Source organism: Carnobacterium mobile DSM 4848, assembly GCF_000744825.1.
Classification (GTDB): Bacteria; Bacillota; Bacilli; order Lactobacillales; family Carnobacteriaceae; genus Carnobacterium_A; species Carnobacterium_A mobile.
This window is the reverse complement of the sequence record NZ_JQMR01000001.1, coordinates 665,572-686,893: the sequence shown is the minus strand read 5'-3', so window position 1 is coordinate 686,893 and position 21,322 is coordinate 665,572. Positions and strand designations below refer to the sequence as shown.

Sequence of the window (21,322 nt, the reverse complement as noted above, 5' to 3'; positions counted from 1 at the left end):
GATGTGAGAGAGTGGTTTCAATTGCTAAAATTATCGTAGATGTACCAACGATGCAGACAAATAGACCTTATGATTACTCCATACCCGCAGAGTTCGAGAATCAAATCATGGCAGGTATGCGAGTAGAAGTTCCTTTTGGACAAGGAGCTAGAAAAGTACAGGGATTTGTTGTTGAGATTACTCAATCAAGCGATTTTGAAGGAGAGTTAAAAGCTATTTCAGGACTAATGGATTTAACAGCTGTGTTGAACAAAGAGATGTTATGGTTAGGACAAGAAATGGCCAATAAAACTTTTTCATTTCAAATTACTTGCTATCAAACGATGCTGCCGGCTATTTTGCGGGCTAAGTATGAAAAAAAAATACGTGTCATAGATGAAATTCCAGAAGAGTTGTATTTTGAACTTTTTAAAGGACGCAGTGAAATCAGCTGGGATGAAGCAGTTGAGCGTAACTTATTGCCGCAGCTGCTAGATTTAAAGAAAAAAGAAGCGGTTGAGATTTCATATGTCGTTAAGAACCAAGCTAAAACTAAAAAGAGACGGATGATTCAAGCGAATCTAACTTTTGAGCAATTAGAAGAAGAAAAAATTGGGCTTGGAAAAAGAGCCCCAAAACAGCGTTTATTATTAGAAGTGCTTCAATCATTAAATGAACAAACAATCAGCGTCGAAGAAATCAGGAAAACTACTTCTGTCTCTTCAGCTGTTTTACGAGAAGGCCAAAAGAAAAAGTGGCTCTCTTTTTTTGAAGAAGAGGTTTACCGTGATCCTTTTGAAAAGCAACAGTTTGAAAAATCAACGGCTTTTACGTTAAGCCACATACAACAGCAAGCTTTGTCCCCTATTTTAAAAGCTTTAGAAGAAAAACGTTCAGAGATTTTTCTTTTAAAAGGAGTAACCGGCAGTGGGAAAACAGAAATTTATTTACAAACGATTGCCGAAACATTAAAAAATGGACAATCTGCTTTGATGCTTGTTCCTGAGATAGCTTTAACGCCTCAAATGGTAAATTCGTTCAAAGGCCGTTTTGGTGAGGCAGTAGCGGTTTTGCATAGCGGTTTATCAGTTGGGGAAAAATATGATGAATGGCGCAAAATAGAAAGGGAAGAAGCGAAAGTAGTCGTTGGAGCCCGTTCTTCCATTTTTGCTCCTGTTAAAAATATTGGCGTTATTATTATTGATGAAGAACACGAAAGTACGTATAAGCAAGACGAAAACCCACGCTACCATGCGAGAGATATTGCTATTTGGCGAGCAAATTATCATCATTGCCCAGTTGTATTAGGAAGTGCGACTCCTTCCTTAGAATCACGTGCCCGTGCACAAAAAAAGGTCTATACCTTGCTTGAATTGCCGGAACGTGTAAATCAGCGTGAACTGCCATCAGTAGAAATCGTGGATATGCGAGAAGAGGTAAAAAAAGGCAATCGCGGCAATTTTTCACTTCTTTTACAAAGTAAGATAAAAGAACGGATAGCCAAAAAAGAACAAACCGTTCTCTTGCTTAATCGACGAGGGTATTCTTCCTTCGTTATGTGTCGCGATTGCGGCTTTGTTTTGCCATGTCCTAATTGTGATATTTCGCTAACATTGCATATGGACACCAAAACGATGAAATGCCATTATTGTGGACATGAAGAAGCTATTCCTCGAATTTGTCCAAGTTGTAAAGGGCATAAAATTCGCTATTACGGCACAGGTACACAAAAGATCGAAGAAGAATTGAATGAACTTTTACCAGAAGCAAAAATCATTCGAATGGATGTTGATACTACACGAAAAAAAGGATCACATGAACGGTTATTATCAGCTTTCGGCAATGGAGAAGCTGATATTTTACTGGGGACCCAGATGATTGCGAAAGGATTAGATTTCCCTAATATCACATTAGTAGGCGTTTTGAATGCAGATACTGGATTGGGTTTGCCAGATTTTAGAGCAAGTGAACGGACCTTTCAATTATTGACACAAGTGAGCGGACGAGCAGGGCGTGCCGATTTAACGGGTGAAGTCGTTGTCCAAACCTTTAATCCAGAACACTATGCCATCCAGCTGGCTCAACAGCATGACTATGATGCTTTTTATCAAAAAGAAATGTTTTTAAGGCATCGCGGCAATTACCCGCCTTACTACTTTACTATTCTGATTACAACAAGCCATGCAGAAGAATTGAAAGCAGCGAAAAAAATGCAGGAAATCGTTCAATTCATTAAACCTCACCTAAAAGAAGAAACCATCCTTTTAGGTCCAACACCTAAAGCCGTTGCTCGTGTAAATAACCGCTATTATTATCAAACGATTATCAAGTATAAAAATGAACCGACCTTATTTAATCAATTACAAGAATTACTGGATCATTCACAAAAAGAGATGGTGCAAGGGTTACAAATTGCGATTGACTCTGAACCGATGCACTTTATTTAATCATAGAAAAGAGGAAAAGTATGGCTGTCTTGCCAATAGTAAAATACCCTCATCCAATGTTAACAACACCAGCAAAAGAAGTTATGGAAATCACAGACGACATTCTTGAATTATTGGATGATATGTACGAAACAATGGTTGCAAACGATGGGATCGGAATTGCCGCTCCTCAAGTAAACCAATCTCTCAGAATAGCTTTAGTAGAAATAGATGAGGAAACGGGTTTGTTTGAAATGATCAATCCGCAAATTATTAAAACAGCAGGGAAAACGATTGATGTAGAAGGTTGTTTAAGTTTTCCTGAAATTTTTGGAACAGTAGAACGAGCAGATACAATTGTGCTAAATTATTTTGACCGGAATGGCGATGCTTATGAAGTAGAAGCAGAAGATTATCTAGCGCGTGTCTTTCAGCATGAATTAGAGCATTTAGAAGGAAAGTTGTTTACGGATAAAATTATTCAATCCATTCTGCCTGAAGATTTAGAAACCTATATGGAGGAAAATATAAAATGACCAAACTAATTTTTATGGGTACTCCTGATTTTTCTGTACCTATCTTAGAAGCATTGATTGCTGCTGATTATGAGATCGCAGCTGTAGTGACACAACCGGATCGTCCAGTCGGGCGCAAAAAGATATTGACACCTACACCGGTAAAAGAAGCTGCTTTAAAGCATGGGCTTTTAGTTTTACAACCTGAAAAAATTTCTGGTTCTGAAGAATTAGCTAAAATCATTGAGTTGCAACCAGACTTACTTGTAACGGCTGCCTTTGGGCAATTTTTGCCGCAAAAGTTATTAGATGTTCCCACATATGGAGCAATCAATGTACATGCTTCACTTTTGCCAAAATATCGTGGCGGGGCACCCGTTCATTATGCTCTAATCAGAGGAGAAAAAGAGACCGGTGTAACGATTATGTATATGGAAAAGAAAATGGATGCTGGTGCTATTTTAAGCCAACGTTCATTGGAAATAACAGAAAAAGATGATGTAGGAACTTTATTCAAACGGTTAAGTCGTTTGGGCAGAGACTTACTGATGGATACTTTGCCGGATTTATTGGCAGGGAAAATTACTCCCATTCAGCAAGATGAAGAAAAAGTTACTTATTCCCCGAATATTAAAGCCGAAGAAGAAATCATTGAGTGGACTAAAACGGCAAAAGAAATTGACTGGAAAGTGCGGGGAATGCGTCCTTGGCCGGGTGCGTATACTTTTCTAAAAGATAAGCGGCTAAAAATATGGGACGTAACGCCTTTAGAAGAGCAGACGTCTGAGTTGCCAGGAATCATTATCCGCATTGAAAAAGAAGCCATTTTTGTTGCTTGTGGAGAAAATACAGTGCTTCAATTAAATGAGCTGCAACCAGCCGGGAAAAGTAAAATGACTGCGAAAGCTTTCTTAAGCGGAGTCGGCAGCCAATTAACAGTTGGAGAAAAGGTAGGCTATAATGGAAAATAATCAAAATCCGCAAAAGAGAAACATTAAAAAAACGAGTCGTTATCTTGCGATGTCGATTTTAGAAAAAACAGAAAAAAATCATTCTTATTCTAATTTATTACTGAATGAAGCCATTCAAAAAAATAATTTGACTTCTGCAGATGCGCGTTTGTTAACAGAATTAGTTTATGGAGTTTTGCAACGCAAGTTAACGTTAGATTATTATTTATCCGATTTTTTGAGTGAAGATAAAAAAGTGGATATTTGGGTAAAAAATTTATTGCGGTTATCGATTTATCAGATGATTTATTTAGACAAAATCCCAGCTCATGCTATTTTATTTGAAGCAGCAGAAATAGCTAAGAAAAAAGGACATATTGGTGTGAGTAAATTTGTTAATGGTGTGTTACGTAATGCTGAGCGTAAAGGGTTTAAGTCGCTTGAAGTTCTGGAAGACCCTATTGAACGGTTAAGTATTGAAATCAGCATGCCAAAATGGTTAGTTAAAAAGTTTGTAGATGAAATAGGTTTGGCAGAGACGAAAGAGTTAGGAGAGGCTATCTTAAATCCTAGCCATGCCAGTGCACGTGTAAATGAAAAATTTTTGTCTGTAGCAGAAGCAGTAGAAGCGCTGGAAGAGGAAGGCTTTGATGTACGAGCTAGTGAAGTTTCGCCTGTAGGAGTTATCAGTAATGGTGGGCATTTTGCATCATCGCCTTTATTTCAATCTGGTCAATTGACTGTGCAAGATGAAACTTCAATGTTGGTTGCTCCAGTGATGCAAATTGAGCCTCATCATCAAGTGTTGGATGCTTGTGCAGCTCCTGGAGGGAAAACAACGCACATTGCTTCTTATCTCTCAGCAGCAGCTGGTGGCAAAGTCACAGCACTTGATTTGCATTCCCACAAAGTAAAATTAGTGCAAGACAATGCTAAACGACTGCATGTAGAAGAAGTCGTTGAAGGCCGGACTTTAGATGCTAGAAAAGTTGAAGATGTTTTTGAAGATGAAAGCTTTGACCGAATTTTAGTGGATGCACCTTGTTCAGGGCTAGGCTTGATGAGAAGAAAACCAGATATTAAATATACCAAAGAGCTGCAAGATTTAGAGCGATTAAAAGAAATTCAGTTAGCGATATTGTCTAGTGTAGCGCCTAAATTAAAAGTAAATGGTCTATTGGTGTATAGTACTTGTACGATCACAAAAGAAGAAAATCAAGGAACAGTAGAATCTTTCTTGGCAACCCATACTGATTTTGAAAAAGTTTCGATTGCTGTAAACAAAAATTTAGAGGATAATATTCACGATCAGTTATTGCAAATCTATCCACATGATTTTGGAACAGACGGTTTTTTTATCAGTTGTTTAAGAAAAAAATAAATAGTTGAAACTTTTGAAGTTATGCGAGGTGAAGAAATGCATATTGTTTTTTGTAGTGATGTAGGAAAAAAACGTAAAAATAATCAGGATTTTGCTGGTTATTTTACAAATAAACAAGGAATCACGCTAGCCGTCTTATGTGATGGCATGGGCGGTCACAAAGCTGGAGATGTCGCAAGTGAAATGGCCGTTTCTCATTTAGGAAATGCTTGGGAAGAAACAGGAGTAAATGAATTAGAAGCTGTCAGACAGTGGATGTTAAACAATATTAATACAGAAAATAAGCGGATCGTTGAAAAATCTCATCAATTTCCTGATTTAGAAGGGATGGGAACGACTCTGGTAGCTGCTGTTTACATCGATAATCAGCTAGTCGTAGCCAATATAGGAGACAGTCGCGGATACCATTATGCAGATGGAACATTAAAACAAATAACCGATGATCATTCTTTGGTTAATGAATTAGTCAAAAGCGGTGAACTATCAAATGAAGCTGCTTTAAAGCATCCTCAAAAAAATGTCTTAACGCGTTCTTTAGGTGCTTCTGAAAAAGTAGAAGTGGATTTAATGGTCGTTTCTGTTCTAAAAGAAGATCAATTGCTGCTTTGTTCGGACGGATTGACGAATATGGTGAAAGATGTGGAAATCGCAGAAATCTTAAAGGAACGAAGCGCATCACTTGAAGAAAAAGTAACGAGTTTAATCTCGCTTGCTAATGCACGCGGTGGTTACGATAATATAACAGTACTGCTGATCGATTTTTTTGACAGGAAGGAGGGAGAGAACAATGGAGATTGGTAGAAAACTAAACGGCCGCTATAAGATTACAGGAACTGTTGGCGGTGGAGGTATGGCTCACGTATACTTAGCACATGATTTAATTTTAGATCGGGATGTAGCAGTTAAAGTTTTGCGCTATGATTTCCGAGACGACCAAGATACTATCCGTCGATTTAAGCGTGAAGCACTTGCGGCAACTGAGATGGTCCATCCTAATATTGTAAGTGTTTATGATATTGGAGAAGAAGACAACAATCAATACATTGTGATGGAATATGTTAAAGGAACGGATTTAAAAAAATATATTCATAACCATTTCCCGATTCCTTACCAAAAAGTAATTGATATTATGGATCAGGTGTTATCCGCAGTAGCTACTGCACATCACAATCGCATTATTCACCGAGATTTAAAACCGCAAAATATTTTGATTGATGAAGATGGAGTAGTGAAGATTACTGATTTTGGGATCGCTGTGGCATTGTCTCAAACGTCTATTACTCAAACGAATTCTCTTTTGGGCTCGGTTCACTATCTCTCGCCAGAACAAGCACGTGGCGGAATGGCTACTAATCAATCAGATATTTATTCTTTGGGTATTATCCTGTATGAATTATTGACAGGTCATGTTCCCTTTGATGGAGAATCAGCAGTTTCAATCGCTTTGAAACATTTCCAAGAAAGTGTTCCTTTTGTAAAAGAATATGATCAACGGATACCGCAAGCTTTAGAAAATGTGGTCTTGAAAGCTACCGCTAAAGAAGTGGCAGATCGTTACCGTACTGTACATGAAATGCAGAATGATTTGGCAACGTCTTTGTTACCGCAAAGAAGCAATGAGCCTAAATTTGTTCCAGCCAGCATGTTGGAAAATACAAAAGTACTAGAGCCGATCAAACCAAAAGAAGCAGTTGTAACAGACAGTTCTTTAGCCGAATCGAAAGAATTGCCAGAAAAAGGAACAGAGACAAACAAAGATGAAATAAAAAACGAGAAAAAACCAAAAAATAAAAAAGCTAAGGCTCTATGGCTGACTTTATTGGGGTTGTTTTTAGTAGGGGCAATTGTATTTGCTGTACTAGTGTTTAGCAGTCCTAAAGATATTAGTGTGCCTGATTTAACGGGTATGACAAAAAACGAGGCGACTAAAGCCTTATCAGCCTATAATTTGGCCTTAGGAGACGTTGTTGAAGAAGCTAATAATGAAGTTGAAAAAGGATTAGTTATTCGTACGGATCCTAAAACAGGGGCAACGATCAAAGAGGACTCTACAGTCGATTTACTGGTTAGTTCAGGAAAAGAGACAGTGGCCTTTTCAGATTATACTGGCAAATCATATGAAGAAGTTCGTGCGCAATTAATTGAACAAAAATTTACAGTTAAACGAGTAGATGAAAGCAGTGATACCGTGGAAGCTGGCTTGATCCTTTCTCAAGATATTGACGAAGATGAAGAGGTTATTCCTGAGGAAACGACAATCACATTTACTGTCAGTACGGGGAAAGCTGGCTTTGAAATGCGAGATCTGAGCGGCTATTCCGAAAAAGGAGTACAAGATTACGTAGATGACAACAATTTGAATGTAACGATCACGAAAGAATATTCTAATGATATAGCAGATGGACAAGTCATTTCACAAGAACCAACTGCCGGTGAGATTCTATACGGAGGTTCGAATATTTCTGTGGTGATTTCACAAGGGCCTGAAGAAATTCCTTTAAAAACATTTACAAAAAAGGTTGAGATTCCTTATAAAAAATCGGAAGAAAAAGTTTCTTCATCTATCAGTACTGGAGAAAGTACAGAAATGCAGCTAGTTCCTAACTCAATCACTGTTTATATTGATGATGAAGAGCATAAGTTGGGCACAATTTATCAACAATTTGAAATATCCGAAAATACAGAAATAGAAATACCTTTTGTTTTACAAGAAGGGAAAAAAGGAAGTTACCGCATTATCAGAGATGGAGAAATGATTGAAGAAAACACAGAAGTAACACCCTAAAATAAATACAGCATACAGGGAACCTGAAAGATAAGTAAACTAGTCTTTCAGGTTTTTTGATGTTAAAATAGAACATGAAGTAAAGTGAAGGATTTTAGTGTTTTTCAATGTAAAGGAATAGCTATAATGGGAGGGATCATGTGACAAAAGGACAAATTAGAAAAGCATTAAGCGGATTTTATTATGTTTATGTTGATGGAGAAACCTATCAAACGCGTGGCAGAGGGAATTTTAGAAAACGCAAACTAACTCCAATGGTAGGCGATTACGTAGAGTTCGAGAGCAGCAGTAAAGAAGATGGCATTCTCAAAGAGTTGTTGCCGCGTAAAAATGAATTGATACGACCGACAGTGGCAAATGTTGATTTGGGAGTTATTATCATGTCAGCGATCGAACCTGACTTCTCAACCAATTTGCTCGATCGTTTTTTAGTAACCCTAGAGCATAAAGCAATTGAAGCAGTTATTTACATTACGAAAACGGATTTATTAACTGAACAAGCATTAGAAAAAATGGTTTCTTTAAAAAAGCAGTACCAAGCTATTGGGTATCCAGTCATTCTGCCAACTATTGAGGGCAATGAGCAGTCTAAAAAAGAGTTGACCCGTTACTTTTCGAATCGCTTAACTGTTTTTATCGGTCAATCCGGTGCAGGGAAATCTACGTTGTTAAATCAAATTGCTCCTGAATTGAATTTGGAGACGGGGAAGATTTCTATGTCGCTTGGCAGAGGAAAGCACACGACGCGTCATGTGGAATTGATTCCATTGTATCAAGGACTGGTAGCGGATACGCCAGGATTTAGTTCAGTTGATTTTTTGGAGATAGAAGCAGACCAATTGCCTGAATTATTTCCAGAATTTGTAGAAGCACAAGACCGTTGTCGCTTCAGAGGATGCATGCACCGCAAAGAACCTGGCTGTCAAGTTCAAAAAGAAGTTGGAGAAGGCCTCATTCAAGAGTATCGTTATCAGCATTATTTACAATTTTTAGAAGAAATTGAAAGTCGAAAACCAAAATACACAAAAAAAGAAAAGTGAGGAAAAAAATGAAAATAGCGCCATCAATTTTAAGTGCAGATTTTGCCAATTTAGAAAGAGATATACAAGTCGTTGAAGCAGGAGGGGCAGACTACATCCATGTTGATGTAATGGATGGACACTTTGTGCCTAATTTAACTTTTGGACCCAATATTGTTTCAGCTATTCGTCCTATTACAAAATTACCTTTGGATTGTCATTTGATGATTGAAGATCCTGAAAAGTATATTGAAGCTTTTGCTAAAGCAGGTGCAGATATTATTACGGTTCATGTTGAAAGTACTCATCACATCCATCGTGCTATTCAACTTATCAAAACTCAAGGGGTTAAAGCGGGTGTTGTGATCAATCCGGGAACGCCTGTAGAAGCAATCATGCCGGTTTTAGATGAGGTCGATATGGTATTGGTGATGACGGTTAATCCCGGTTTTGGCGGGCAAAGTTTCATCAAAGGGGCAGTAAATAAAATTACCCAATTAACTGAATTGAAGAAAGACAAAGGCTACCATTATGAAATAGAAGTGGACGGCGGCATTATTCCTGAAACAGCGAAACTATGTAAAGCTGCAGGAGCAAGCGTTTTTGTTGCCGGTTCGTATATTTATGGAGCTGATCAACCGTCAGAGCAGATAAAAGCATTGAAAGAAGCGCTTTGTTAAGATGGTTGAAATAGCGATCCTGGTTGGAGGACCGGAAATGACGCTTCCTGATCTCAATAAGCTGAATCGCGATGGGCTTCTTTGGATTGGTGTTGATCGGGGAGCAGTGAGATTATTGGAATTAGGGATTAAACCGTACATTGCTTTAGGGGATTTTGATTCTGTTTCTAAAGACGAGTTCGAGTGGATAAAAAAAGAAGTTAAAGATGTTCGCCGTTTTAAAGCGGAAAAGGATTCCACGGATACGGAAATTGCTGTAGAAGCGGCTTTTACTGAATTTGTTCCAGAAAAGGTGACGATCTATGGAGCAACTGGCGGAAGATTGGATCATCTATTGAATAATTTATGGCTGGTTTTTCAACCGAAAGTGCGGCCGCATCTTGCAAAGTTACAGATTTCTGATCGTCAAAATAGTATTTCTTACTATCAACCAGGGATATACGAGTTAAAAAAAGAAGAAGATAAAAAATACTTGGCTTTTATTTGTCTGACAGCTGTTGAAAAGCTGACTTTGTTTGATGCCAAATACCAATTGAAAGAAGCAGATTTTGCTTACCCCACTTCATTAGCTAGTAATGAATTTGTATCAGATACCACTCTTTTTTCATTTCAAACGGGTTTAATTGCAGTCATTCAAAGTAAAGATTAAGAGTTAGGCCCAAGAACAGTTAGATCTGCTGCATATAAAATAGAACAAAAAAGAGGTAGAGACAAAGTCTCAACCTCTTTTTTATTATTGAAATTACACGCGTTCAACTTTACCTGATTTAAGAGCGCGAGCAGAAACCCAAACTTTTTTAGGTTTTCCATCAACTAAAATGCGAACTTTTTGTAAGTTAGCACCCCATGTACGTTTTGTTTTGTTTAAAGCGTGAGAACGGTTGTTACCACTTTTTGCTTTACGTCCTGTTACGACACATACTTTAGCCATTATTCTTTCCTCCTTTGCCGATATCTCGAAGCAAGGCTTCAATCTATACACTCATACTTTGATAATTTATCATAATTAGACAACATTTGCAACATCTTTCTTTCAAGGAATTTTACTTGACAGCATTCTTTTTTAAAAGAAAAAAGTTTGTTTTCTTTTAAAAAGCCCTGTTATTGAAAAAGTACTTGTGAAACAAACAAATGGGATGAATTTCAAAAGAAAGAAGTGGGGAGTTTTCCTATTAACCTTTTCTTATTCTGCTGGCTATGATAAAATGTGAAGGAGTAATTCATGGCTGACTAGCCAAAAGGAGGATTTTTACCATGGCAGTTAAAATCAAAACACAATTTGGCGTTATTGATATTTCAAACGAAGTAATTGCAACAGTTGTAGGAGGAGCCGCAACTGAGATCTTTGGAATTGTTGGTATGGCAAGTAAAAACCAAATTCGTGATAATTTAAATGATATACTTAAAAAAGAAAATTATTCGCGCGGCGTAGTTGTTCGACAAGAAGACAATAACGTAATGGTGGATGTTTATATTGTTGTTAGTTACGGAACAAAAATTTCTGAAGTGAGCCGTAATGTACAAGAAAGAGTGAAATATGATTTAGAAACCATGCTGGGCATATCTGCTGATGCAGTAAATGTTTATGTGCAAGGGGTACGTGTTTTAAAAGACTAAATAAAAAGAAATTGTCATAGTCACTTGTTTTAAAAAGTGACGAAGGAGGATATAGTGGTGAATGTTACAAAGTTAGAAGGGAAGCAATTCCGCAAAATGGTTTCAGTAGGAGCCAAACGGTTGGATACAAATGCAGAATATGTTAACTCTTTAAATGTTTTTCCTGTTCCAGATGGAGACACAGGAACAAATATGAATTTATCATTAGCTAGTGGAGTTAAATCGATAGACAATACGACTTCAGATCATATCGATCAATTAGCTGCGGCTCTATCAAAAGGATTATTAATGGGAGCCCGGGGAAATTCTGGAGTAATTTTATCTCAATTGTTCAGAGGGTTTGGAAAAGCAATTGAAGGTAAAGAAACGTTAACAGCAAAAGAGTTTGCTGCTGCTTTTACAAATGGAGTCCAAACCGCTTATAAAGCTGTAATGAAACCAGTTGAAGGAACCATTTTAACTGTGGCGCGTGAATCAGCAAAAGCTGGTGAAAAGCAAGCTAAGACCACTGAGAATATCGTTGAAGTGATGGAAGCCATCGTACGCGAAGCTAAAAAATCTCTAGATAGAACTCCTGATTTATTACCAGTCTTAAAAGAAGTAGGCGTTGTCGATAGTGGCGGACAAGGACTACTATTTATTTATGAAGGATTTTTAGAAGTATTATCTGGAAAAATTAGTGAAGTGGAAGTTTATCAACCATCTCCTCAGGAAATGACAGAAATGGTAAATGCTGAACACCATCGCAGTGTTTCTAATCATATTGCAACAGAAGACATCAAATATGGCTACTGTACTGAAATTATGGTTAAAATAGGTGAAGGAGAAACAGTTAAGCAAGAGTTCGATTATGACACTTTCCGTAATCATCTAAATGAAATAGGTGATTCTCTTTTAGTTGTCTCTGATGACGAAATTGTCAAAGTTCATGTCCATACTGAACAACCAGGAGAGGTAATGAATTATGGACAAGAATTCGGCTCATTAGTAAAAATTAAAGTAGACAACATGCGGTTACAACATGAAACTATTTTAGAAAATGAAGAAGCTCATGCTGATCATACAGCTTCTGCTGAGAAAAAACCTTATGGTGTGATAGCTGTTGCTGCAGGCGAAGGTGTTCAAAGCCTGTTTAAGAGCTTAGGTGTCAATTATGTTATCAGCGGTGGCCAAACAATGAATCCTAGTACCGAAGATATCTTAAAAGCCATTGAAGCCATTCATGCTGAAAAAGTCATCATTTTACCAAACAACAAAAATATTTTTATGGCTGCTGATCAAGCTGCAGAAGTTAGTGAATTACCTGTTGTTGTGGTGCCTAGCAGAACCGTTTCTCAAGGAATGTCTGCTATGTTAGCCTTTAATGAGCTGAATGATTTAGAAACAAACAAAAAAGAAATGAGTGCAGAGTTGGAAAATGTCATCAGTGGACAAATCACAACTGCTGTTCGAGACACTGAAATTGAAGGAATCAGCATTAAGAAAGACGATTATATGGGAATCATTGACGGGAAAATCAAAGTGTCCACAACCAATCGTAAAGAAGCTGTGCTAGATACGCTTAAGAAAATGATTTCTGAAGATAGTGAAATCGTTACGATTTTATTAGGCGAAGGAGCAGATATGACTGAAGCAGAAGCAATTGCTGCTGAAATCAGCCAAGACTATCCAGACGTAGAAGTAGAGATACATGAAGGACAGCAACCTGTTTATCCTTATTTGCTTTCAGTAGAGTAATTTGATAATCCAATGAAAATAGACAGAAATAATAAAAATAATTTTTTATTTTTACTTATTTTTGTCTATTTTTCAAGTGTTTATTAAGCAGCCTAAAATACAACCAGAGAAGGGAGAGAAGAAAAACAACCAGTATTTAATCACTCCAGCTGTTGTTTTAAATAATGGTTGCTATATTATGGGGAAATCAATTTATGATCCAGTGTCTGTTCTTCCTTCTGTAGGTGAAAAGCGGCTTGAAGCATTACACCAATTGGGTATCTTTACTATTCTAGATTTGCTTTCGCATTATCCATTTCGATATGAAGACATTCAAGAAAAAAATTTATTAGAAATAGAAGATCAAGAAAAAGTTACCTTGAAAGGGAATGTGGTTTCTGAAGCAGTAGTAAGTCGTTTTGGTCCTAAAAAAAACCGTTTATCTTTTCGACTAGTAATTGACCATGCTGTTATTTCAATTACTTTTTTTAACCAACCTTATTTAAAAAGTAAAATTATTGCAGGGGAAGAATTAGCAGTTTTTGGGAAATGGGATGCCAAGCGAAAAAGTCTGACAGGCATCAAGATACTCGGGACAGCTTCTGCAAATCAAGATGGCGGGGATTTCGAATCTATTTACCGTACAAATAAAGGAATCAAACAAAAAACACTGTTCGATTTGGTCACAAAAGCGTACCAAGAATACCACGAGCTGATACCGGAAACGCTGCCGGATTTTTTAAGAAAGAAGTACCGACTGGTTTCTCATCAAGCCGCAATTTATGGAATGCATTTTCCTGCAACAGAAGAACAAACGAGACAAGCTAGAAGAGAAGTTATTTTTGAAGAGTTTTTATTGTATCAGCTTAAATTACAAAGTTTACGAAAAAAACAAACAGCAAGCGGACACGGGACACAAATTAAGTATGATGTAGCAGACTTACGCCGCTTTATAAAAACACTGCCTTTTGAATTAACTACGGCCCAAAAAAGAGTCGTTAATGAAATTTGTAATGATTTGAAAGAAGCAAGACATATGCACCGGTTATTACAAGGAGATGTGGGCAGTGGAAAAACAATTGTAGCGGCTATTGCATTATTTGCTGCTGCCAATGCAGGGTACCAATCGGCATTGATGATTCCAACTGAGATTTTAGCTGAACAACATATGGAAAGTTTAAGCCAATTATTTGATCCTTTAGAAGTTCGAATAGCCTTATTGACAGGCTCAACCAAAGCAAAAGAGCGGCGTATTCTTTTAGAAGAATTGGCTACAGGTCAGTTAGATGTTATCATTGGCACTCATGCGTTGATTCAAGAAGATGTTCATTTTGCAAATCTAGGATTAGTGATTACAGACGAGCAACATCGTTTTGGGGTAAATCAAAGAAAAACGTTGCGAAGCAAAGGCAAAGAACCTGATGTTTTATTCATGACCGCAACGCCTATACCCAGGACATTAGCCATCACGACTTATGGTGAAATGGATGTTTCCGTTATTGATGAATTGCCTGCTGGTCGTATTCCTATTGAAACGATATGGACGAGACCTAAAAATTTTGAAGGAACCTTAGAGTTCATAGAACGACAATTACAAGCAGGGTCACAAGCCTATGTAATTTGTCCTTTGATTGAAGAGTCTGAAAGTCTAGATGTTAAGAATGCTACAGACATTTATAATAATCTTTCTTCTTACTACGCAACGCGCTACCGGGTAGGTTTGCTGCATGGTAAAATGAAGCCGGCCGAAAAAGAAGCCATTATGCAAGAGTTCAAAGAAAATAAATTACAGGTCCTGGTTTCAACTACCGTGATCGAAGTTGGAGTGAATGTGCCGAATGCTACGACAATGGTGATTTACGATGCTGATCGATTTGGCTTATCTCAATTGCACCAATTGAGAGGAAGAGTCGGAAGAGGGCATAAAGAATCTTATTGTATTTTAGTGGCCAATCCAAAAAGTGAAACTGGGATTGAGCGAATGAAGATTATGACGGAAACAAACGATGGTTTTATTTTAAGCGAAAAAGATTTAGAATTAAGAGGTTCAGGAGATCTATTTGGATCCAAGCAATCTGGTTTGCCTGATTTTAAAGTTGGCGACATTATTGGTGATTTTGGTGCTTTGGAAGCTGCGAGAGAAGAAGCGACAGCATTAGTCAACCAACCTGACTTTTTAACGAATCCTGCCTATCATGAATTACGACAGGCTATTGGATTAGAAAATTTAACGGGAGTCAACTTTAACTAACAATGGGCAAAAAACAGGTTTAAAACTACGATCAAAACAACTAAAAAGACAAAGCGGAAAATTATAGGGAGGCCAGCAGTATGAGAATTGCAGTAGATGCAATGGGCGGAGATAACGCTCCTAAAGCAATAGTAGAGGGAGTCGTGTTAGCAGCCAAGGAATTCAAGGAGATGGAATTCATTTTATATGGAAATGAAACAGCCATCAAACAGTACTTAACAGGTGAACCTAATATTAAAATTGTGCATACAGATGAAAAAATAAACAGTGAAGATGATCCTGTTCGCTCAGTACGACGCAAGAAAAATGCTTCAATGGTTTTAGCTGCGCAAGCCGTAAAAAACAAAGAAGCAGATGCTCTTTTTTCAGCAGGTAATACAGGAGCACTATTGACAGCAGGATTGCTGATCATCGGACGCATCAAAGGAATCGACCGCCCTGGTTTATTGGTAACAATGCCAGTCATTACAGAAGCAGAAAAGACGTTTAATTTAATGGATGTTGGAGCAAATGCGGATACTAAACCAGAGAATATTCACCAATATGCCATCTTAGGGAGTGAGTATGCTAAGTTTGTCCAAGGTATTTCCAACCCTACTGTTGGTTTATTGAATAATGGAACAGAAGAAAATAAAGGAAATGACATCACTAAAAGAGCGCATCAATTATTGAAGGCTGAGCCAAGTATTAACTTTATTGGCAATGTGGAGGCGCGTGAATTGTTAAGCGGCGTAGCGGATGTTGTTGTAACAGATGGGTATACTGGAAATGCTGTGTTAAAAACAATTGAAGGAACGGCATTATCCATGATGCAATTGCTGAAAAAAGCGGTGTATGATAATGGACCAAAGGCTAAAGTAGGCGGTCTTTTGTTGAAAGATAGTTTATCCGGCATGAAAGATGTGCTGGATTACTCTAAACATGGGGGATCAGTTTTATTTGGAGTCAAAGCACCTGTGGTTAAAACACACGGTTCTACTGGAAAAGAAGCAGTTTATTATACTATTAAGCAAATTCATGAAATGTTGGCTTCAAAAGTAATTGATGACCTTGTCAATCAGTTTGAAGCTAAACAAGCAGATTTGGATAATTTAGAAGGATAAAAAGCAATTCATAAAAAGGTCTAGACATTCTGAAAAAGTATCTGTAAAATAAGTATGTTCAGATGTGAAAAGTAAGTCATAATGGAAAAGCCAAACGGAGGTGTAAAGATTGTCAAAAAACGAAACTTTTGAAAAAATAAAAAAAATAATCGTTGAACGTTTTGGAATAGACGAAGAAAAAGTGACCAATGAAATGACATTTAAAGATGATTTAGGTGCAGACTCACTAGATATCGTAGAATTAGTCATGGAATTAGAAGACGTTTTTGGAACAGAAATTTCTGATGATGATGCAGAAAATATCTCTTCAGTTGGAGACGCAGTAGATTACATCGAAGCTAACTTAAACTAAGTTCATAAAAAACCGCCGGTTCTTAAGGAAAACACATTTCTTAAGAACCGGATTTTTTATTTAAGCTTTTTTCGAAAGAAGAATAAGCTGATTTGAACAGCTAAACAGTGAAACTATTTATTTTTACTGTAAAACACAGTATAATAAGAATGATTGGACAAGTCTGGTCGAGAGGAGAAAAAAAATGAATGAATCATTTTTAAAAGAGATCAAAAGAAAATATGATATTACATTTCAAAATACTGCCTATTTAGAAGAAGCTTTCACGCATTCATCATATGTGAATGAGCACAGGAACCAACATTTAAAAGATAACGAACGAATCGAATTTCTGGGAGATGCGGTATTGGAATTAATCATTTCAAGGTATTTATTTGAGCATTATCCAAAACTGCCCGAAGGCAAATTAACTAAACTAAGAGCTGCAATTGTTTGTGAAGCAAGTTTAAGCTTATTTGCAAAAGAATGCGGCTTTGACCGTTATATACGTTTAGGCAAAGGCGAAGAACGAATGGATGGTCGTAAAAGACCAGCTTTGCTTTGCGATTTATTCGAATCTTTTATTGGAGCTTTATATTTGGATCAAGGGATCGACAGTGTGTTGGCTTTTTTGAAACAAACTATTTTCCCTAAAATTCAATCCGGTGCTTTCTCACATGTGATGGATCACAAAACAAATTTACAAGAATATTTACAAAAAAAAGGCGAAATTACCATTGATTACCGTTTAGTTGAAGAAGTTGGTCCGGCTCATCAAAAAATGTTTGTTGTTGAGGTCAGTGCAGAAGGCCAAGTACTGGGGCAAGGACAAGGAAAAACAAAAAAAGCAGCTGAACAAGTAGCTGCAGAAAATGCTTTACTGATTTTAGAAGACAAATAAAAATACGTTGAGGATAAGCTGCGTGCACGAGCTTATCCTCAATTAATGACATGTTTAAGGAAAGGGGCCAGTCTATTGTGCAATTAAAAAGAATCGAAATCGCTGGTTTCAAATCATTCGCAGAAAAAACGACCATTGAGTTTCATGAAGGAGTAACCGCAGTTGTGGGGCCGAATGGCAGTGGAAAAAGCAATATTATTGAAGCGATACGTTGGGTATTAGGAGAACAATCAGCTAAAAGTTTACGAGGCGGGAAAATGAATGACATTATTTTCTCTGGAACCGATATGCGAAAACCATTGAATATCGCGGAAGTCTCTTTAATATTAGAAAATGAAGATCATTTTCTGCCGTTAGATTTTTCGGAAATCAGCATTACAAGAAGACTTCATAGAAATGGCGAGAGTGAATTTTATTTAAATAGGCAGGCTTGCCGGTTAAGAGATATTATTGAATTGTTTATGGATTCTGGTTTAGGCAAAGAATCTTTTTCTATTATTTCTCAAGGGAAAGTGGAAGCTATTTTTAATAGTAAGCCGGAAGACCGCCGTTCTATTTTTGAAGAAGCTGCAGGAGTGTTTAAATATAAAACACGCAAGAAAAAAGCAGAGCAAAAATTATTTGAAACGGAAGATAACTTAAATCGCGTTCAAGATATTGTGTATGAACTAGATAGCCAAATTGAACCGCTTCAAATACAAAGTAGTATTGCGAAAGATTACTTACTGCAAAAAGAACAATTAAAGGATGTTGAAATAGCTTTAACGGTAGTTGAAATTAGTCAACTAAAGGAACAATGGGCTGTTCAGCAATTGGAAATAGCTGCTTTTAATCAGCAATTAAACCAAATGAAAGCTGAAACTAACGAAATTGAGCAACACCTGCAGCTGTTAAAGCAGCAAAAGCAGCAGTTTACGGATGCTTTTGATAACGAACAAGCTCAATTGGTACAAGCCATTCAGCAATATGAACAATTAGAAGGTCAAAAACAAGTTTTAAATGAACAAACCAAGCATACGAAAGAAAATAGAGAACAATACGAACAGTCAAAGCGTCAAACATTAAATAAAATAGCTGACTTAGAAAAAAAAATAACTCAAGTAAAGACATTGACCGATGAGAAAATACAGAAACAAAAAGAATTAAAAAAACAACTTGAAACAGCGGAAAATGAACGCTTGATGCTTTCTGCTAACAGCAAAGAGACCATCGAACAATTACGTGATCACTATATAGATTTGATGCAGCAGCAAACTAGTTTACGCAATGAACAAAGCTATTTAGATAGGACCTTTAGTCAGTCTGCCCAAAGAAGAATGAAAACATCAGCTATTATGACTGCATTAGAAAAGGAATTAAAAGAAGTTGCTAGCCAACTTACCGCAGTGACCGCTGATAGAACGGCCAGTCAACAAGAAATAGCGAAAAAACTCTTGCAGTATCAAGAACAACAGGCAACTATTCAAAAACAATACACTCACTTAGAAAAAAAAGAAAAAATGATGTATGACGCTTTACGGGTTGTACAGCAAGCGAAAGCTAAAAAAGAGAGTTTACAAGAATTGAAAGATGATTATACTGGTTTTTATCAAGGGGTCAAAGAAGTCCTTAAACATAAAAAACAGATTGGCGGAATCGTTGGAGCCGTGGCTGAGTTGATCGTTGTTCCAAAAGAAAGTGAAATCGCTATTGATATTGCGTTAGGAGCTGCCTCGCAAAATATTATCGTACAGAATGAAGAAAGCGGACGTAAAGCTATTCAATATTTAAAGCAAAAGCATTCTGGCCGAGCGACATTTTTACCTTTGTCTACTATTAAGCCGCGCAGACTACCTGCTGCTGTTGAAGGGAAAGTTAAAAATCAAACAGGTTTTATTGGGATTGCTAGTGACATTGTTCAATACCCGGACGAAATTGCTTCGATTGTTCAGAATTTACTCGGAACAACTATTGTGGCTCATAATTTAAAAGCAGCTAACGAAATAGCTAAACTGCTTCAATATAGTTATCGGGTGGTGACACTTGAAGGAGATGTCATGAATGCTGGTGGTTCTATGACTGGTGGAGCAAATAAAAAAGGAAATCAAAGCAGCCTTTTTTCACGTAAAAACGAGCTATCTTCTTTGACACAGCAAATTAGTCAAATGGAACAAACACTAACAGCTAAAGAAGTTGAAGTTCGAACACTTAAACAAACAGTCAGAAAAGAAGAACAAAAACTTGAGGAACTTAGAAAATCAGGCGAACAACAGCGGTTGGAAGAACAAGAGCTGAAAAATGCTGCTGAAATCAATACTGAAAAACATTCTCGTTTACAAAGAGAACTAAAAGCTTATCAGTTTGAAGCACAAGAAGCTCAACAAGAAGCTGAAGAGTATAACCAACGCATTCAGATAATAACAGAAGAACTTTCCATTCTCCAAGAAGAAATGGAACAAATCAATCACCGCATAGAAATAGCTTCTTCAAAGAATGTAGAAAGAGAGCAATTACAGCTTGCAGCTAATGAGACAGTCCAACAACGGATGACAGAGCTGGCAACGATTAAAGAACAAGTTACCAGCTTAAAAAAAGAACACGATCTGTTTAATGGACAATTAACGAATGAACAACAAGAACTAACGAAGCTTGAACTGCACCTGCAACACATGTCTCAATCAGATGGCAGTCAAAAATTGACGCAGAAAGAGATAGTAGCAAAATTAGCTGATTTAAAAGAACAAAAAACGAAATGCGAGCGAGCGTTGCTTCACAATAAAGAGCAGCAGCGACTAGTACAAGAACAATTGGATCAACTAGAACAGAAAGGCACCATTAAACAAAACCAGCAACAATATATAATAGAGCAAAAAACGAAAGTGGAAATTGCTTTTAATCGAAACGAAACGATGATTGAAAATCATTTAGTTTATTTAAATGAAGAGTATCAGTTGAATTATGAAATGGCTGAAAAAGAATACCCATTAGATATTTCAGTTGAAGAGGCTGCTCAAAAAGTGAAACTGCTGAAACAAAGCATTAAAGAATTAGGAAATGTCAATGTTGGTGCCATTGAAGAATTTGAGCGTATTTATGAACGCTATACTTTTCTGACAGAACAACGAAATGATTTGTTAGAAGCAAAAGAAAGTTTATATGAAACAATGGATGAAATGGATGAAGAAGTTAAACTGCGTTTTTCAGAAACTTTTGAAGCTATTCGTGTTCGTTTTAGTCAAGTCTTTCCACAACTGTTCGGTGGCGGAACAGCTGAATTGCAGTTAACCGATCCTACTAATTTATTGACGACAGGAATTGAAATCATTGCTCAGCCACCCGGCAAAAAACTGCAACAGTTGAGTTTATTGTCTGGAGGAGAGCGTGCTTTTACAGCTATTGCTTTATTATTTGCTATTATTCAAGTCAAGCCGGTGCCTTTTTGTATTTTAGATGAGGTAGAGGCAGCTCTTGATGAAGCAAATGTGGCTCGTTTTGGGCGTTATTTAAGAAAATTCGAAGGGGATACTCAATTTATTGTGATCACTCATCGTAAAGGAACGATGGAAGAAGCCAATGTTTTATATGGCGTTACCATGCAAGAATCAGGTGTTTCTAAACTGGTCTCTGTTCGCTTAGAAGAAGTTGAAGAAAAAGAAAAATTATCGGTTAAATAAATGAGTTTAGGCTGC

Annotated in this window: 17 protein-coding genes; 16 read left to right on the top strand and 1 reads right to left on the bottom strand. The window is 37.1% G+C overall.

The window, feature by feature from the left end:
* The first annotated feature begins 11 nt into the window (after nucleotides 1–11).
* The 9 genes from priA to BR87_RS03035 all read left to right on the top strand — a co-directional run bounded on the left by priA (nucleotide 12) and on the right by BR87_RS03035 (nucleotide 10,384).
* Nucleotides 12–2,426: a primosomal protein N' gene (gene priA / locus BR87_RS03075; protein ID WP_035028515.1), complete on the top strand. Its 2,415-nt coding sequence runs from the start codon at nucleotides 12–14 to the stop codon at nucleotides 2,424–2,426.
* A gap of 20 nt (nucleotides 2,427–2,446) precedes the next feature.
* Nucleotides 2,447–2,941: a peptide deformylase gene (gene def, locus BR87_RS03070; protein WP_035028512.1), complete on the top strand. Its 495-nt coding sequence runs from the start codon at nucleotides 2,447–2,449 to the stop codon at nucleotides 2,939–2,941.
* Nucleotides 2,938–3,891, top strand: a complete 954-nt coding sequence (fmt, locus tag BR87_RS03065; protein WP_035028509.1) for a methionyl-tRNA formyltransferase — start codon at nucleotides 2,938–2,940, stop codon at nucleotides 3,889–3,891. Before def ends, fmt begins: the two co-directional genes overlap by 4 nt.
* Entirely contained in the window at nucleotides 3,881–5,251 is a 1,371-nt protein-coding gene (gene rsmB, locus BR87_RS03060) for a 16S rRNA (cytosine(967)-C(5))-methyltransferase RsmB (protein ID WP_035028506.1), read from the top strand. Before fmt ends, rsmB begins: the two co-directional genes overlap by 11 nt.
* A gap of 36 nt (nucleotides 5,252–5,287) precedes the next feature.
* Nucleotides 5,288–6,052 carry a Stp1/IreP family PP2C-type Ser/Thr phosphatase gene (locus BR87_RS03055; protein WP_035028504.1) on the top strand — a complete coding sequence of 255 codons (765 nt, stop codon included), beginning with the start codon at nucleotides 5,288–5,290 and terminating at the stop codon, nucleotides 6,050–6,052.
* On the top strand, nucleotides 6,039–8,036 hold the full coding sequence (gene pknB, locus BR87_RS03050; protein WP_035028501.1) for a Stk1 family PASTA domain-containing Ser/Thr kinase: 1,998 nt from the start codon (nucleotides 6,039–6,041) through the stop codon (nucleotides 8,034–8,036). Before BR87_RS03055 ends, pknB begins: the two co-directional genes overlap by 14 nt.
* A gap of 140 nt (nucleotides 8,037–8,176) precedes the next feature.
* Nucleotides 8,177–9,076, top strand: a complete 900-nt coding sequence (gene rsgA, locus BR87_RS03045) for a ribosome small subunit-dependent GTPase A (protein ID WP_035028498.1) — start codon at nucleotides 8,177–8,179, stop codon at nucleotides 9,074–9,076.
* Between the two features lie 8 nt (nucleotides 9,077–9,084).
* Complete coding sequence (gene rpe, locus BR87_RS03040) at nucleotides 9,085–9,735, top strand: ribulose-phosphate 3-epimerase (protein ID WP_035028495.1); 651 nt, start codon at nucleotides 9,085–9,087, stop codon at nucleotides 9,733–9,735.
* 1 nt (nucleotide 9,736) lies between these two features.
* A complete protein-coding gene (locus tag BR87_RS03035) occupies nucleotides 9,737–10,384 on the top strand; it encodes a thiamine diphosphokinase (protein ID WP_035028491.1) in 648 nt (215 codons plus the stop codon).
* A gap of 93 nt (nucleotides 10,385–10,477) precedes the next feature.
* Here BR87_RS03035 and rpmB read toward each other — a convergent pair whose 3' ends face one another.
* Nucleotides 10,478–10,666 (bottom strand): 50S ribosomal protein L28, encoded by a 189-nt coding sequence (gene rpmB / locus BR87_RS03030; protein ID WP_035028489.1) that lies wholly within the window; start codon nucleotides 10,664–10,666, stop codon nucleotides 10,478–10,480.
* A gap of 323 nt (nucleotides 10,667–10,989) precedes the next feature.
* Here rpmB and BR87_RS03025 point away from each other — a divergent pair, with 323 nt between their 5' ends.
* The 7 genes from BR87_RS03025 to smc all read left to right on the top strand — a co-directional run bounded on the left by BR87_RS03025 (nucleotide 10,990) and on the right by smc (nucleotide 21,307).
* Nucleotides 10,990–11,352 (top strand): Asp23/Gls24 family envelope stress response protein, encoded by a 363-nt coding sequence (locus BR87_RS03025; protein WP_035028487.1) that lies wholly within the window; start codon nucleotides 10,990–10,992, stop codon nucleotides 11,350–11,352.
* A 57-nt stretch (nucleotides 11,353–11,409) separates the two neighbouring features.
* Nucleotides 11,410–13,089, top strand: coding sequence for a DAK2 domain-containing protein (locus BR87_RS03020; protein ID WP_035028485.1), 1,680 nt, complete (start codon nucleotides 11,410–11,412; stop codon nucleotides 13,087–13,089).
* Between the two features lie 178 nt (nucleotides 13,090–13,267).
* Entirely contained in the window at nucleotides 13,268–15,319 is a 2,052-nt protein-coding gene (recG, locus tag BR87_RS03015; protein ID WP_035028483.1) for an ATP-dependent DNA helicase RecG, read from the top strand.
* 80 nt (nucleotides 15,320–15,399) lie between these two features.
* Nucleotides 15,400–16,422 (top strand): phosphate acyltransferase PlsX, encoded by a 1,023-nt coding sequence (plsX, locus tag BR87_RS03010; RefSeq protein ID WP_035028481.1) that lies wholly within the window; start codon nucleotides 15,400–15,402, stop codon nucleotides 16,420–16,422.
* A 109-nt stretch (nucleotides 16,423–16,531) separates the two neighbouring features.
* Nucleotides 16,532–16,774 carry an acyl carrier protein gene (locus tag BR87_RS03005; RefSeq protein WP_035028479.1) on the top strand — a complete coding sequence of 81 codons (243 nt, stop codon included), beginning with the start codon at nucleotides 16,532–16,534 and terminating at the stop codon, nucleotides 16,772–16,774.
* Nucleotides 16,775–16,958: 184 nt separating this feature from the next.
* The gene (rnc, locus tag BR87_RS03000; protein WP_035028478.1) at nucleotides 16,959–17,654 is read left to right on the top strand and encodes a ribonuclease III; all 696 of its coding nucleotides are present in this window, start codon (nucleotides 16,959–16,961) and stop codon (nucleotides 17,652–17,654) included.
* A 77-nt stretch (nucleotides 17,655–17,731) separates the two neighbouring features.
* On the top strand, nucleotides 17,732–21,307 hold the full coding sequence (gene smc, locus BR87_RS02995) for a chromosome segregation protein SMC (protein ID WP_035028477.1): 3,576 nt from the start codon (nucleotides 17,732–17,734) through the stop codon (nucleotides 21,305–21,307).
* Nucleotides 21,308–21,322 lie beyond the last annotated feature (15 nt).